At 65.7% G+C, this 13,184-nt stretch carries 12 protein-coding genes; all 12 read right to left on the bottom strand.

From position 1 onward, the window contains the following. Nucleotides 1–57: 57 nt before the first annotated feature. The gene (lpdA, locus tag SAOR_RS00005; protein ID WP_123629679.1) at nt 58–1,497 is read right to left on the bottom strand and encodes a dihydrolipoyl dehydrogenase; all 1,440 of its coding nucleotides are present in this window, start codon (nt 1,495–1,497) and stop codon (nt 58–60) included. 64 nt (nt 1,498–1,561) lie between these two features. After that, complete coding sequence (gene odhB / locus SAOR_RS00010) at nt 1,562–2,884, bottom strand: 2-oxoglutarate dehydrogenase complex dihydrolipoyllysine-residue succinyltransferase (protein ID WP_123629680.1); 1,323 nt, start codon at nt 2,882–2,884, stop codon at nt 1,562–1,564. 45 nt (nt 2,885–2,929) lie between these two features. After that, a complete protein-coding gene (locus tag SAOR_RS00015) occupies nt 2,930–5,842 on the bottom strand; it encodes a 2-oxoglutarate dehydrogenase E1 component (RefSeq protein WP_123629681.1) in 2,913 nt (970 codons plus the stop codon). 136 nt (nt 5,843–5,978) lie between these two features. Beyond that, nucleotides 5,979–6,890 (bottom strand): UTP--glucose-1-phosphate uridylyltransferase GalU, encoded by a 912-nt coding sequence (gene galU, locus SAOR_RS00020; RefSeq protein WP_123629682.1) that lies wholly within the window; start codon nt 6,888–6,890, stop codon nt 5,979–5,981. Nucleotides 6,891–6,932: 42 nt separating this feature from the next. After that, nucleotides 6,933–7,817 (bottom strand): MaoC/PaaZ C-terminal domain-containing protein, encoded by an 885-nt coding sequence (locus tag SAOR_RS00025; RefSeq protein ID WP_123629683.1) that lies wholly within the window; start codon nt 7,815–7,817, stop codon nt 6,933–6,935. Between the two features lie 67 nt (nt 7,818–7,884). Beyond that, a complete protein-coding gene (gene ccmI, locus SAOR_RS00030) occupies nt 7,885–8,712 on the bottom strand; it encodes a c-type cytochrome biogenesis protein CcmI (RefSeq protein WP_123629684.1) in 828 nt (275 codons plus the stop codon). Continuing rightward, a complete protein-coding gene (locus SAOR_RS00035; protein ID WP_123629685.1) occupies nt 8,709–9,191 on the bottom strand; it encodes a cytochrome c-type biogenesis protein in 483 nt (160 codons plus the stop codon). The genes ccmI and SAOR_RS00035 overlap by 4 nt, the downstream gene beginning before the upstream one ends. Further along, nucleotides 9,188–9,721: a DsbE family thiol:disulfide interchange protein gene (locus SAOR_RS00040; RefSeq protein WP_185015486.1), complete on the bottom strand. Its 534-nt coding sequence runs from the start codon at nt 9,719–9,721 to the stop codon at nt 9,188–9,190. Before SAOR_RS00040 ends, SAOR_RS00035 begins: the two co-directional genes overlap by 4 nt. Further along, complete coding sequence (locus SAOR_RS00045; protein WP_123629687.1) at nt 9,721–11,694, bottom strand: heme lyase CcmF/NrfE family subunit; 1,974 nt, start codon at nt 11,692–11,694, stop codon at nt 9,721–9,723. The genes SAOR_RS00040 and SAOR_RS00045 overlap by 1 nt, the downstream gene beginning before the upstream one ends. After that, complete coding sequence (ccmE, locus tag SAOR_RS00050; protein ID WP_123629688.1) at nt 11,691–12,155, bottom strand: cytochrome c maturation protein CcmE; 465 nt, start codon at nt 12,153–12,155, stop codon at nt 11,691–11,693. Before ccmE ends, SAOR_RS00045 begins: the two co-directional genes overlap by 4 nt. Next, a complete protein-coding gene (ccmD, locus tag SAOR_RS00055) occupies nt 12,148–12,309 on the bottom strand; it encodes a heme exporter protein CcmD (RefSeq protein WP_123591700.1) in 162 nt (53 codons plus the stop codon). The genes ccmE and ccmD overlap by 8 nt, the downstream gene beginning before the upstream one ends. After that, a complete protein-coding gene (locus tag SAOR_RS00060) occupies nt 12,306–13,061 on the bottom strand; it encodes a heme ABC transporter permease (RefSeq protein ID WP_245965340.1) in 756 nt (251 codons plus the stop codon). The genes ccmD and SAOR_RS00060 overlap by 4 nt, the downstream gene beginning before the upstream one ends. Nucleotides 13,062–13,184 lie beyond the last annotated feature (123 nt).

A 13,184-nucleotide genomic window follows, 5' to 3' on the forward strand; every position in this document is an offset into this window, starting at 1 on the left:
ACCGTTCCGGCTGCCCTTGGCCAGAGAACGGTCCTCGTCCTCCGTGGCCACTTCCGGTTACTTCTTGCGCTTCGGCGGCGGAAAATGAATCGGACGACCGTCCACGGCGAGCGCGGCCTCGTGCACGGTCTCGCCCAGCGTCGGATGGCCGTGGACGATGCGGGCGATATCCTCGCTCGACGCCCGGTATTCCATCGCGACGACCATCTCCTGCACGAGTTCGGAGACGTAGGGCCCGATCATGTGCACGCCGAGGATCTCGTCGGAATCGGCGTCGGCGATGATCTTGACGAAACCGCCCTGCTGGCCGAGCGCCTTGGCGCGGCCGTTCGCAGCGAACGGCACCTGGCCGATGCGATAGTCGTTGCCGGCCGCCTTGACCTGAGCCTCGCTCTTGCCGACCCAGGCCATCTCCGGTGCGGTATAGACCACGGCCGGAATGACGTCGTAATTGATGTGCGGCTTCTGGCCGGCGAGGATCTCGGCGACCGTCACACCCTCTTCCATGCCCTTGTGCGCGAGCATCGGATTGCCGATGACATCGCCCACGGCGTACACGCCCGGCAGGCTGGTGCGGAAGTTGTCGTTGACGTCGATGTAGCCCTTGTCATCCAGCTCGACCTGGGCGCCCTTGGCGAACAGATTGCTGGTATGCGGCCGGCGGCCGACGGCCACGATCAGCCGATCGAACGACACCTTCTGGCTGTCGTCGCCCTGCGTGTATTCGACCGAGACGCTCTTCTTGTTGGCCTTGGCCGCGGTCACGCGCGCACCGAGCTGGATATCCAGCCCCTGCTTCCGGAAGGATCGCAGACCCTCCTTGGCGATGTCCCGGTCCGCGACCGGCATGAACTCGTCAACCGCCTCGAGCAGCGTGACCTCGCTGCCCAGACGCGACCAGACGCTGCCGAGTTCCACGCCGATGTAGCCGGCCCCGATTATGCCGAGCTTCTTCGGCACCTCGTCGAACTCCAGCGCGCCCCAGGAATCCACGATACGGTCGTTGTCGAAGGGCGCGATATCCAGGGCCACCGGTTCCGAACCCGAGGCGATGATCACGTGTTCGGCGTTGAAGGTGTCCTCCTTGCCCTCGTGATCGGTGTAGCGCACCTCGCCCGAATCCACGACCTGGCCGCTACCCGCGAACGAAGTCACACCGTTGGCCTTGAACAGGCTGGCGATACCGCCGGTGAGCTGGGATACGACGCCGCTCTTGCGTTTCTGCATCGCCGCGAGATCCAGGCCGACCTTGTCGACCTGGACGCCATGATCGGCGAATTCATGCTGGGCCCGATGGAACAGCTCGCTGGACTCGAGCAGCGCCTTGGAGGGAATACAGCCGGCATTCAGACAGGTGCCGCCGAGCGACGGTTTGTCGTTCGGATCCAGCCACTTGTCGATGCAGGCCGTATTCATGCCCAGCTGTGCGGCGCGGATGGCGGCCACGTAACCGGCCGGCCCGGCCCCGATGACGACGACGTCGAATTCCTTGCTCATGCTCTTCCTTGCAATGTCTTGATCGATTCAGGCGCGCGCCGGCCGCAATGCCGGCGCCGCGCCGCTAGACCTGAAGCAGCAGCCGCGCCGGATCCTCGATCAGCTCCTTGATCGTGCGCAGGAACAGCACGGCATCACGGCCGTCGATGAGGCGGTGATCATAGGACAGCGCCAGCATCATCATGGGCCGCACCACGATCTCGCCGTCGACCACCACCGGGCGGTCCTTGGTCGCGTGCATGCCGAGAATGGCGGCCTGCGGCGGATTGATGATCGGCGTGGAGAGATAGGAGCCGAACACGCCGCCGTTGGTGATCGTGAAGGTGCCACCGGTCATCTCGTCCATGGTGACCTTGCCGTCCTGGGCCCGCTTGCCGAGATCGCGAATGGTGGATTCGACCTGGGCATAGGACAGCTGATCGGCGTCGCGCAGCACCGGCACCACCAGGCCACGCGGCGAGGACACGGCCACGCCGACGTCATAGAAGCCGTGGTAGACGACGTCGCCCTCGTCGATCGAGGCGTTGACGATGGGGAAGCGCTTGAGCGACTCCACCGCCGCCTTGACGAAGAACGACATGAAGCCCAGACGGACCTCGTGGTCCTTCTCGAACTTGTCCTTGTACTGGTTGCGCAGGTCGGTCACCGCCTGCATGTCGACCTCGTTGAAGGTCGTGAGCATGGCGGTGTTCTGGCTGGCGTCCAGCAGGCGCTCGGCGATGCGCTGGCGAATGCGGGTCATGGGCACCCGTTGCTCGGTGCGCTCGGCGGGCGCGTCGGCGAGCGCCTGGCGATCGGCCTTTTCGGAGACCGCCTGGTCGTCGCGCTCGTCCACGCCCGAGCCCGGCACGTCCGTGGCATCGGATTTCGCCTCGGCGCTGGACGAGTCGGCCTGGCTCTTGCCGTCGACGGCCTTCTGCACGTCGGCCTTGGTGATGCGCCCGTCCTTGCCGGTGCCCGAGACGTCGCGCGCGGCCAGATCATGCTCGTCCATGAGCTTCTTGGCCGCCGGGCTGGCGACGGCGTCGTCCGATCCGGCCGGCTTGTCGTCCCCGGCGTCCGTGTCATCCGACGACGACTCGGCGGCTTCGGATTCATCGGACGACGTGTCTTCGGCCTCCGATTCGTCGTCGCCGCCGGCGCCGCCTTCGCCCTCTTCCAGAATGGCCAGCACGTCGCCGGCCTGGACGGTGTCGCCGGCCGCGACCTTGACCTCGGCGAGCACGCCCGATGCCGCCGCCGGCACCTCGAGCACGACCTTGTCGGTCTCGAGATCGAGCAGGTTCTCGTCGCGTTCGACGCGATCGCCCTTCTTCTTTTGCCATTCACCGACCGTGGCTTCCGAGACGGATTCCGGCAGCTCGGGGACCTTGACTTCTGTCGCCATGCTTGTCGTTCCTAAAATGCGTTCAGATATTTGACTGGGCCCGCGCTACTTCTTCTTGCGCGTGGCGTTCTTCTTGCCGCGACTGAGATCGCGCGACATGCCCTTGTCCAGGAGTGCTTCGCCGCCCGTGAGCGCGGCCTCGATCACCGCCTCCTGCTGCTTGACGTGCAGCTTGTGGTAGCCGACCGCGGTGGTCGCCGCACCCGGGCGGGTCGCGTAGATCAGCTGGTGGCGGTCCTCGAGCGGCACCTGGAGCCGATGCTTGATCTGATACCAGGCGCCCTGGTTCTCGGGCTCCTCCTGACACCAGACCACCTCGTTGGCGTTCTTGTAGCGATCGAGCACCGCCGAGTAATCGTCGGCCGGGAACGGATAGAGCTGTTCGATACGCACCAGCGCGACGGAATCCAGCTCGCGCTCCTCGCGTGCCTGGTACAGGTCGTAGTAGACCTTGCCGCTGCAGAACACGACGCGCTCGATCCGGTCGGCGTCGATATCGGCCGGTTCGTCGATCACGAACTGGAAATGGCCTTCGGCCAGGTCCTCGAGCGTGGAGGTCGACAGCCGATGCCGCAGCAGACTCTTCGGGGTCAACACCACCAGCGGCATGCGCAGATCGCGGACCATCTGCTGGCGCAGCAGGTGGAACCACTGGGCCGGCGTGGACGGCACGCAGACGAGCATGTGTCGCTCCGCGCACAGCTGCAGGAAGCGCTCGAGACGCGCGGAGGAATGCTCCGGCCCCTGGCCTTCATAGCCGTGCGGCAGGAACATCACCAGCCCGCACAGCCGGCCCCACTTGGCCTGGCCGCTGGAGATGAACTGATCGATGATGACCTGCGCGCCGTTGACGAAATCGCCGAACTGGGCTTCCCAGATGGTCAGCGTGTCCGGGTCGGCCGTCGCGTAGCCGTATTCGAAGCCGACCACGCCGGCCTCCGACAGCAGGGTGTCGTTGACGGCGAAGCGGGCGTTGTCACGCCCCACATGCGCCAGCGGAACGAACTCGTCGCCGTTCTTTTGGTTGTAAAGGACCGAATGACGGTGAAAGAACGTGCCTCGTCCCGAATCCTGGCCGGACAGACGCACGTCGAAGCCGTCGTCGAGCAGCGATGCGTAGGCCACGTGTTCGGCGAAGCCCCAGTCAATGCGCGATGCGCCGGCCGCCATCTTGCGGCGGTCGTCGATGATGCGCTGCGTGCGCTTGTGCAGCTCGAAGCCCTCCGGCAGCGAATGCAGCTGGTTGGACAACCGCTGCAGCGTCTCCACGGGCACCGAGGTGTCGACCACATGCGACCAGTGATCGCGCGTGTAACGCCGCCAGTCGACGGTATGCTCGTTACCGACCAGGCCGAGCGTCGTGCGCGAGATATTCTTGCCTTCGTCGAGCCCGTCGCGATAGGCGTCGAACAGCCGCTGCGCCTCGTTCTTGTCGATCACGCCGGCGGATTCGAGCTGCTTGGCATAGCGGGCCCGCGTGGTCGGCGTCTCCTTGACCTTCTGATACATCAGCGGCTGCGTCACCGCCGGCTCGTCGGCTTCGTTGTGGCCGTGACGGCGGTAGCAGACCATGTCGATGATCACGTCCTTGCCGAACGTCTCGCGATAGTCCATCGCCAGGCGGGTCACGAAGACCACGGCCTCGGGATCGTCGCCGTTCACGTGAAACACGGGCGCTTCGAGCATCTTGGCGATGTCCGTGCAGTACTGCGACGTCCGCGACACCTCACCCATGGGCGCCGTGATCGGGTTCTGCATCGTGAACCCGAGCTGATTGTTGACGATGAAATGAACGGTGCCGCCGGTGGCGTAGCCTTCGGCCTGGGACAGCTGCAGAGTCTCCATGACGATGCCCTGCCCGGCGAACGAGGCGTCGCCGTGGATGAGCACCGGCAGCACGGTCTCGCCGGCGCCATCGTCGCGGCGCGACTGGCGTGCCTTGACCGACCCCTGGACGACCGGATTCACCGCTTCGAGATGCGACGGATTGAAGGCGAGCACCATATGCACGCGTTCGCCTTCGATCTCGATATCGGTCGAGAAGCCGAGGTGATACTTGACGTCGCCCGACAGATCGAGCTCGTCGAGGTCGTATTCGCCCTCGAACTCCGCAAACAGTTCCTGCGGCGACTTGCCGAGAATGTTGACCAGCACGTTGAGTCGGCCGCGATGGGCCATGCCCAGCACGACCTCGTCGACGTGGTGGCGCGCGGCCGAGCGCACCATTTCGTCGAGCGCCGGGATCATGGTATCCGCGCCCTCGAGCGAAAAGCGCTTCTGGCCGACGTATTTCTTGTGCAGATAACGCTCGATGCCCTCGGCCGCGGTCAGCTGCCGGAGCACCTCGTAACGATCCTTGTCCGAAAGCAGACCCTGGTCGACACCGGCTTCCAGGCGGCGCTGGATCCAGCGCTTCTGCCGCGTGTCGGTGATATACATGTACTCGGCGCCGATCGTGCCGGTATACACCCGCTTGCAGAGATCGATGATGTCGCGCAGCGGCATCTCGTCGGCCGGCGCGAACAACGATCCGGTGCTGAACACGGTGTCCATGTCGGCCTTGCCGAGGCCGTGGAAGGCGGGATCCAGATCCGGCACGGGCGGCGGCTGGTACAGGCCGAGCGGATCGAGGTCGGCTGCCTGATGACCGCGAACCCGGTAATAGTTGATCAGCCGCAGAACGCCGGCCTGCTTCTGGGCGGCCTGCAGCGACATGCCGGTGCGCGGCCGGGCGCCCTGACCCGCCGAGGCCTGCGTGTCCACGAACGATTCGCGGATCGGGCCGTGTGCGATGTCGCTCGATCCGTCGCCGTTGAGGCTCTTGAAATAGTCGCGCCAACTGGGCTCGACCGATTCCGGATCCTTCAGATACTGTTCGTAATAGGCTTCGACGTAGGAAGCGTTGCCACCGAAAAGCGGCGAATTGGCGATGAACTTGTCGTTAAGTTCGCTTTTCATAGACGGGCTCGTAGCCGGAGGGAGGCGCCGGAATCACCTCTTGCGTGCCGTGCCGAACCGGCGTGTTCCGGGTGGCGCCGGAGACGGGCAATGATAACAAAACGGGCCCGCGAGCGGGCCCGTCATGACTGAAACGTCAGCTTGTCGCCTTGACCGGGGTGTCGCTGTCATCGTCCCACGACCCTGTCAGCGTCTTGAGATAGTCGCGGAACTCGTCGCCGATCTCGGGATGCTGCAGACCCATTTCGACGTTCGCCTTGAGATAGCCGAACTTGCTGCCGCAGTCGTAACGGGTCCCCTCGAACTCATAGGCGAGCACGGTCTGCTCGCTCATCAACGACTCGATGGCATCGGTGAGCTGGATCTCGCCGCCCGCGCCGGGCTTGGTCTTGTCCAGCAGCCGGAAGATGCGCGGCGTCAGAATATAGCGGCCCACGACGGCGAGATTCGAGGGCGCCTGGTCGGGGTCGGGCTTCTCGACGATGCCGCGGATTTCCGACAGCCCGGGGCCGATCGGTTCGACCTCGACGATCCCGTACTTGTAGGTCTCCTCCCAGGGCACGCGCTGGACCGCGATCACACTGGTGCCGTATTCCTGATACACCCGCTGCATCTGGGCCATGCAGGGCTGGAAACTGCCGGCGATCAGGTCATCGGCGAGAATCACGGCGAAATCCTGATCGCCGACAGCCGGAATCGCGCAACTGATGGCGTGGCCGAGGCCCATCTGCTCCGGCTGCCGGATATAGACACAGCTGATCCCCGACGGGAGGACGTCACGAACCGCCTTGAGCAGCTCGGTCTTGCCCTTTTCCTCGAGCGTCGCCTCCAGCTCATAGTCCCGATCGAAATGGTCCATGATCGAGTTCTTGGTATGGCTGGTGATGAACACCATCTCTTCGGCGCCCGCGGCGATCGCCTCCTTGACCGCATACTGCACGAGCGGCTTGTCGACCACCGGCAGGATCTCCTTAGCACTGGCCTTGGTCGCCGGCAGGAATCGGGTGCCGAGACCGGCCACTGGAAATACCGCTTTGCGAATTCGCATATTCAGTCCTTTGGCGTCGCCGCCCTTTGATTCTCGAAGCGTCTAAAGATGGGAGACGCTGCCCAGCAGGTGCTGAACGTCGCCTGTCTGGTCGACCAATGCAAAATCCAGACCGCTATCGGCATGCGCGTAGAGCAGGCGCGGTCGGCTGGGCAGGAATACCGGTTTGCGAAAGGCTACCGAGAGCCGATAGGCATCGCCGGACAGCTCCGGCGCCAGTTCGGCCGCTGCATGTGCCTTGAGCCACATGCCGGTCGCGATATGACGCGGGAACCCGAACACCTTGGCCGTGATCGGGTTCAGATGAATCGGATTGTAGTCGCCGGCAGCGCCCGCATAGCGGCGCCCGATGTTCTCCGGCACCTGCCAGTCGCGCTCCGTCGAAGGCTCGAAGCCGAGTGTCTCGGCGGCTTTCCGGGACGAGCTGCCCTCGCTCGATCGTTTCGTCTTGCGCCGGGAGAGCATGGTGCCCGTCTCGTCCCAGATGATAGCGCCGGCCGTGTCCCGCACCCGCGTGACCAGGTCGAACTCGATGCCCTTGTCGACATCGCGGTGGCCACCGACCGCGACCTCAAGCTGGAGGGTTTCCTCCGCGTGGATCGCACGATACTGATTGATCACGTTGCGCACGTGAATCAGGCCGAGCAGCTTGAGCGGAAACCGGCGGTGCGTCATCACCGCCATGTGCATCGGGAAGGCGAGCACATGCGGATACGTCACCGGCAGATGCTCGGTGTGATCGAAACCGCAGACGCGGCGGTACCGCGCGAGCGCCTCGGCCCGGACCTCCATGCGCGGCAGTCGGGCCACGATGTTCGGAATCGTCTCGCCATCGGACAGCCCGCCGGACAACGTAACGGCCGCCCGCACGTAGGCGGGCACGACCGGCGGCAACTGATCGTAGTCGAGCCGGATGTCAGAGGTCATGGATGCGCGCGCCTGCCGGAAACGTCTGCCGCGACGTTAACCCCTTTGCCGTACCGAAACAATACAGTCAGTCGCCCTGGAGCTGCGGCTTGTCGCCGACCAGTTCGGCGCGACGGGTTTCCACCATGTCGCGGAACTCCGCGGGCGGCTCCTCGGCGAGCAGCCGATTCCAATAGGACACGGCCCGCGCGTCGTCGCCGCGCTCCGCCGCCGCCAGACCGAGGTACCAGAGCGCTTCCAGGCTGGCCGGGTCGAGCTCGAGCACCTGCCGATACAGGTCGTTCGCACGCCCCTGCAGGTCATCGGTGGCCTGAAGCCGCGCCCGGGCCTCCGCCGCCAGAAGCGCCGGCTGCGGCTGCGGCATGGCGGCGTTGAGGGCGCCATAATTCTCGGCCGCACCGGCGTAGTCGCCGGTCGATTCCTGGGCCCGTGCGAGCAGCGCGCGCGCCTCCAGGTCGTCGGGGGATTCGTCGATCCTTTGCTGCAGCTGGCCCATCATCGCGGGCAGATCGGGACGATCGCCGGTCTGCATCGCCCCCCAGTCGCCCCGCAGCCAGTAGCCGCCGGACGACAGCCCGACGACGAGGATCACCACCAGCAGCGTCAGGACCCAGGGGCGGCGGCGAACGCTCGCGTCCGACGCGAGCGCCGGCGTCTCATCGAGGTCGGAGAGCAGCCGGGCGCCGAGTTCGTCCTTTTCGACCTCGGCCTCGCGACGACCGAGACGACCGGCGGCCACCTCGCGCTCGATCTCGGCGTAGCGCTGATGATAGATCGTGATATTGGCGTCGCGACGACGATGGGCGACGGGTCGGCCGGCCCGCCAGAGCGGCAGCAGCACGAACACCAGACTCGCGGCCACAAGCAGGGCCGCGAACACGAGAAATTCGGTCATGAACGATCCTTGTCGGTGTCGTCGGGCCCGGCTTCGTGCGATTTCAGAACCCGTGCGAGTCGTTCCCGGTCCAGCGGCGGCCGCGGCTCGGGCGCACGATAGCGCCCGCGCATCACGGCTATGACGAACACCAGACCGACGAACAGCAGTACGAACGGCCCCAGCCAGAGCACCCAGGTGGACCAGGAGAACGGCGGATCATAGAGCACCCATTCGCCATAGCGTTCGACCAGATAGGCCTTGATCTCGTCGTCACTGCGACCTTCGGCGAGCTGACGCGCCACGATCTCGCGCAGGTCCTTGGCCAGCGGCGCATCGGACTCCGCGATGCTGCGATTCTGACAGATCACGCAGCGCAGTTCGGCATTGAGTTCGTGATAGCGCTCGAGCTGAGCGTCGTTGAGATCGGCGGTCTGTGCGAACGCGATCGGCAACGCGGACCACACGAGCAGCAGCAGTAGCGACAGCGCATGTCTCATGACGCCTGCTTGAGCTGTCTGAGTTTCGGAATGAGCGTGTCGTTCATTTCCTCCCGCGTGATCGCGCCGACGACCTTGTATCGGATCGTGCCGTCTCGGTCGACCACGAACGTCTCCGGCACGGCCGCCACGCCCCAGTCGATGCCGACCTCGCCGGCGGGATCGAAGGCGACCACTGCGAACGGGTTGCCGTAGCGGCCGAGCCAGCGCAGGGCCGCCTCGCGGGTGTCCTTGTAGTTGAGCCCGACCACCGGCACGCCGGTACGGCGCGAGATCTCGGTGATCAGTTCGTGTTCGGCCCGGCAGGCCACGCACCAGCTCGCCCAGACGTTGACCAGCGTGATGCTGCCCTGGAAGGCGGCGTCGGTGATCCGCTCCCGGTCCGAATCCAGCGTCGGCAGGTCGAACGACGGCGCGGGCTTGCCGATGAACGCCGACGGCAACTCGCTCGGGTTACGCGTGAGGCCGTAGCCCAGCATCACGATGAGGGCGAACACCACGACCACGGGCATGATCAGACGCCAGCGCATCAGGCCTCCGCCGTGGCGACACGCGCCCGGGTATCCGCGGGCACCGTCTTGGCAGCGCGTTCACGGCGACGGTAGCGCTTGTCGCTCAGCGCGATGAGACCGCCCAGCGCGGACAGGAAACCGCCAGCCCAGATCCAGCGCACGAACGGTCGATGATAGATGCGCACGCTCCAGGCGTCGCCCGAGAGCGGCTCGCCCAGGGAGACATAGAGGTCACGGAATATGCCCGCGTCGATGCCGGACTCGGTCATGGTCTGGCCACTGGCGTTGTAGCGGCGTTTTTCGGGAAACAGCTCGGCGATCTGCTCGCCATCCTCGCGGACGATGAAATCGCCGATCTCGGCGACGAAGTTGGGCCCTTCCACATGCCGGGTGCCCTTGAAGGTGAAGTCGTAGCCGTCGAGCGAAGCCCGTTCGCCGGGCGCCAGCCGCACGTCGTGTTCCGAGCCGAACGCGGTGACCAGGCTCACGCCGATGACAAACACACCCACACCGGCGTGCGCGAGCGCCATCCCGACGACGCCGCGCGGCAGCTTGACGCGCCGACCGCGCATCCGGCGGAACACGTCCTCCAACGCCGTCGCGATCGCCCAGCCGCCGAGCACGCAGCCGGCTGCGGCCACGATGCCGTTGGTCCCCAGCGCCAGCCAGGGCAGTAGCACCCCGAGCACGATCGCCACGAGCAACGGGGCCCAGAGCCGTGAACGCAGCACTTCCGCACGCGTGCGCTTCCAGGCCATCACCGCCGCGACGCCCACGAGCACCACCAGCGGCACGGTCAACGGTATGAATATCTTGTTGAAGTACGGCGGGCCCACCGAGATCCGGCCCATGCCCAGGGCGTCGGCGAAGATCGGATACAGCGTGCCGAGCAGCACGCCGGCTGCGGCCACCACGAGAAAGATGTTGTTGAGCAGCAGCAGCCCTTCCCGGGACAGCGCCGCCACGGGCTCGGTGCCGGCATCGAATCGCGGCGCGCGGATGGCGTAGAGCAGCAGCGAACCGCCGACCACGATCGCGAAGAACGCGAGGATATAGATGCCGCGCGTCGGGTCGGTCGCGAACGCGTGGACCGATATGAGCACGCCCGAACGCACGAGGAAGGTCCCGAGCAGCGACAGGGCGAAGGCCGTGATCGCGAGCAGCACGGTCCAGCTCTTGAAGATGCCGCGTTTCTCGGTGACCGCGAGCGAGTGGATCAGGGCGGTGCCCACGAGCCACGGCATGAACGAGGCGTTTTCAACCGGGTCCCAGAACCACCAGCCGCCCCAGCCGAGTTCGTTGTAGGCCCACCAGCTGCCCAACGTCACGCCCACGGTCAGAAACACCCAGGCCGCCGTTGTCCAGGGCCGCGTCCAGCGGGTCCAGGCACTGTCCACGCGGCCGGTGATGAGCGCGGTTATCGCGAACGCGAACGCCACACAGAAACCGACATAGCCCATGTAGAGCATGGGCGGATGGATCACGAGACCGGGATCCTGCAGCAGCGGATTCAGATCCCGCCCCTCCGCCGGCGCCGGGAACTCCCGCGCGAACGGGTTGGAGGTGAACAGCGTGAACACCAGAAAGCCGGCGCTGACCGCGCCCATCACCGCGAGCACGCAGCTGGCGACCTCGCGCGGCAGGCTGCGGCTGGCCGCCGCCACGGCCAGACTCCACGAGGCCAGCAGCGTCATCCAGAGCAGCAGCGACCCCTCGTGCGCACCCCAGACCGCCGCAAGCCGATAGAACCACGGCAGTTCGGTATTCGAGTTCTGAGCCACGTAGGTCACGCTGAAGTCGTTGGCATAGAACGCGAACGACAGCGCCACGAACGCCACGGCCAGCATCACGAACTGACCGATGGCGGCCGGCGCGGCCACGGCGAGGCAGTCGGCACGATTGCGGGCGATGCCATAGAGCGGCAGCACGCTCTGCACCAGCGCCAGCCCCAGCGCCAGAAACAGCGCGAAATGGCCGATCTCGGGAATCATCGTTGCGCCTGCATGTTGGTGGGCATGCAGCTCACGCCCTGATCGTTCTGCATGGCTTCGGCGACGTCCGGTGACATATAGTTCTCATCATGCTTGGCCAGCACCTCGTCGGCGACGAAATCGCCGCCGGGCTCGAGCTGTCCGTAGGCCACGATGCCCTGACCCTCGCGGAACAGATCGGGCAGCGTACCCTTGAACCGCACCGGCACGCTCGCCTCGCAGTCCGAGAGCGTGAAGCGCACGACCAGATCGTCGTTGTTGCGCTCGACCGAGTTCTCCTCCACCAGGCCGCCGATGCGGAAGCGCGTGTCGGTCGGCACCTTGCCGGCGGCGATCTCGCTGGGCTGGTAAAAGTACAGCAGATTCTCGCTGAAGGCGGTCAGTGCCAGCGCCACGGCCGCGGCCAGCCCCACGAACAGGCCGCTCACCAGCAGCAATCGGCGACGTCGGGTCCTAGTCATCGAATTCCTCGTTGCGTATCCGCCGCTTGAGCCTGCGGTGCGCGACCAACGGTACGATCACGTTGGCCAGCAGCACGACGGCGGCGATGCCGTAGCTGCTCCACACGAAGGCGCCGTATCCGCCCATGGCCCAGAATGCCTGCCAGGACGTCATCGAGAATTCTCCAGCATGCGGCCGACCCAGCGACTACGCCGCTCCCGCCAGAGCAGTTGCACGCGCATTCCCCAGAGCGTGAGCCAGCCGAAGATCAGCGTGAAGCCGAGTGCAGCCGACAACAGCGGCCAGAGCATGTCCAGATCCATCGCCGGCCGGTCGAAGCGGGTGATGGTCGGGCCTTGATGAAGGGTATTCCACCACTCCACCGAGTAGTGGATGATCGGCACGTTGATCACCCCGACGACCGACAGCAGCGCACAGGCCCGCGCCGCGGTGCGCGGCGACTCGATGGCGTTGTGAAGCGCGATCACGCCCAGATAGAGAAACAACAGGATCAGCTCGGAGGTCAGGCGCGCATCCCATACCCACCAGGTGCCCCACATCGGTTTGCCCCAGATCGAGCCGGTCGCCAGCGCCAGGAACGTGAAGCTCGCCCCGATGGGCGCGGCCGCCACGATATAGATCTCGGCCAGTTTGAGCCGCCACACCAGCGCGACAACGCCGGCAACGGCCATCGAGGTGTAGCCGAACATCGACAGCCAGGCGCTGGGCACGTGGATGTAGATGATGCGAAAGGCGTCCCCCTGCTGGTAGTCGGCCGGTGCGAGCACCAGGCCCGCAAAGACACCCCAGGCCGCCAGCAGCACGCCCGGAACGGCCAGCGCACGTGCGATCGGCACACTCACGCCGTAGAAGTACGGCAGCGAACCGAAGCGATGAAACCAGCGCATGAAAGCGGATTTGGCCATGGCGCCGTCAGCCCTCGCACCGGGCGCGCTCGGAGGCGCCTTGTCGGATCGTTCTCGTCATACGCTCGACACGGTGTGCCGTGATCTCCTCGTCTCGCGGCGGGCGCGGCCCGCGGGTGCAAA

The sequence above is a fragment of the Salinisphaera orenii subsp. orenii MK-B5 genome (assembly GCF_003788635.1).
GTDB classification, from domain to species: domain Bacteria; phylum Pseudomonadota; class Gammaproteobacteria; order Nevskiales; family Salinisphaeraceae; genus Salinisphaera; species Salinisphaera orenii.

Excerpts from the sequence above, each read along its gene's own strand:
- lpdA (WP_123629679.1), bottom strand. The coding sequence starts at position 1,497 with ATGAGCAAGGAATTCGACGTCGTCGTCATCGGGGCCGGGCCGGCCGGT.
- odhB (WP_123629680.1), bottom strand. The coding sequence starts at position 2,884 with ATGGCGACAGAAGTCAAGGTCCCCGAGCTGCCGGAATCCGTCTCGGAA.
- SAOR_RS00015 (WP_123629681.1), bottom strand. The coding sequence starts at position 5,842 with ATGAAAAGCGAACTTAACGACAAGTTCATCGCCAATTCGCCGCTTTTC.
- galU (WP_123629682.1), bottom strand. The coding sequence starts at position 6,890 with ATGCGAATTCGCAAAGCGGTATTTCCAGTGGCCGGTCTCGGCACCCGA.
- SAOR_RS00025 (WP_123629683.1), bottom strand. The coding sequence starts at position 7,817 with ATGACCTCTGACATCCGGCTCGACTACGATCAGTTGCCGCCGGTCGTG.
- ccmI (WP_123629684.1), bottom strand. The coding sequence starts at position 8,712 with ATGACCGAATTTCTCGTGTTCGCGGCCCTGCTTGTGGCCGCGAGTCTG.
- SAOR_RS00035 (WP_123629685.1), bottom strand. The coding sequence starts at position 9,191 with ATGAGACATGCGCTGTCGCTACTGCTGCTGCTCGTGTGGTCCGCGTTG.
- SAOR_RS00040 (WP_185015486.1), bottom strand. The coding sequence starts at position 9,721 with ATGCGCTGGCGTCTGATCATGCCCGTGGTCGTGGTGTTCGCCCTCATC.
- SAOR_RS00045 (WP_123629687.1), bottom strand. The coding sequence starts at position 11,694 with ATGATTCCCGAGATCGGCCATTTCGCGCTGTTTCTGGCGCTGGGGCTG.
- ccmE (WP_123629688.1), bottom strand. The coding sequence starts at position 12,155 with ATGACTAGGACCCGACGTCGCCGATTGCTGCTGGTGAGCGGCCTGTTC.
- ccmD (WP_123591700.1), bottom strand. The coding sequence starts at position 12,309 with ATGACGTCCTGGCAGGCATTCTGGGCCATGGGCGGATACGGCGCCTTC.
- SAOR_RS00060 (WP_245965340.1), bottom strand. The coding sequence starts at position 13,061 with ATGGCCAAATCCGCTTTCATGCGCTGGTTTCATCGCTTCGGTTCGCTG.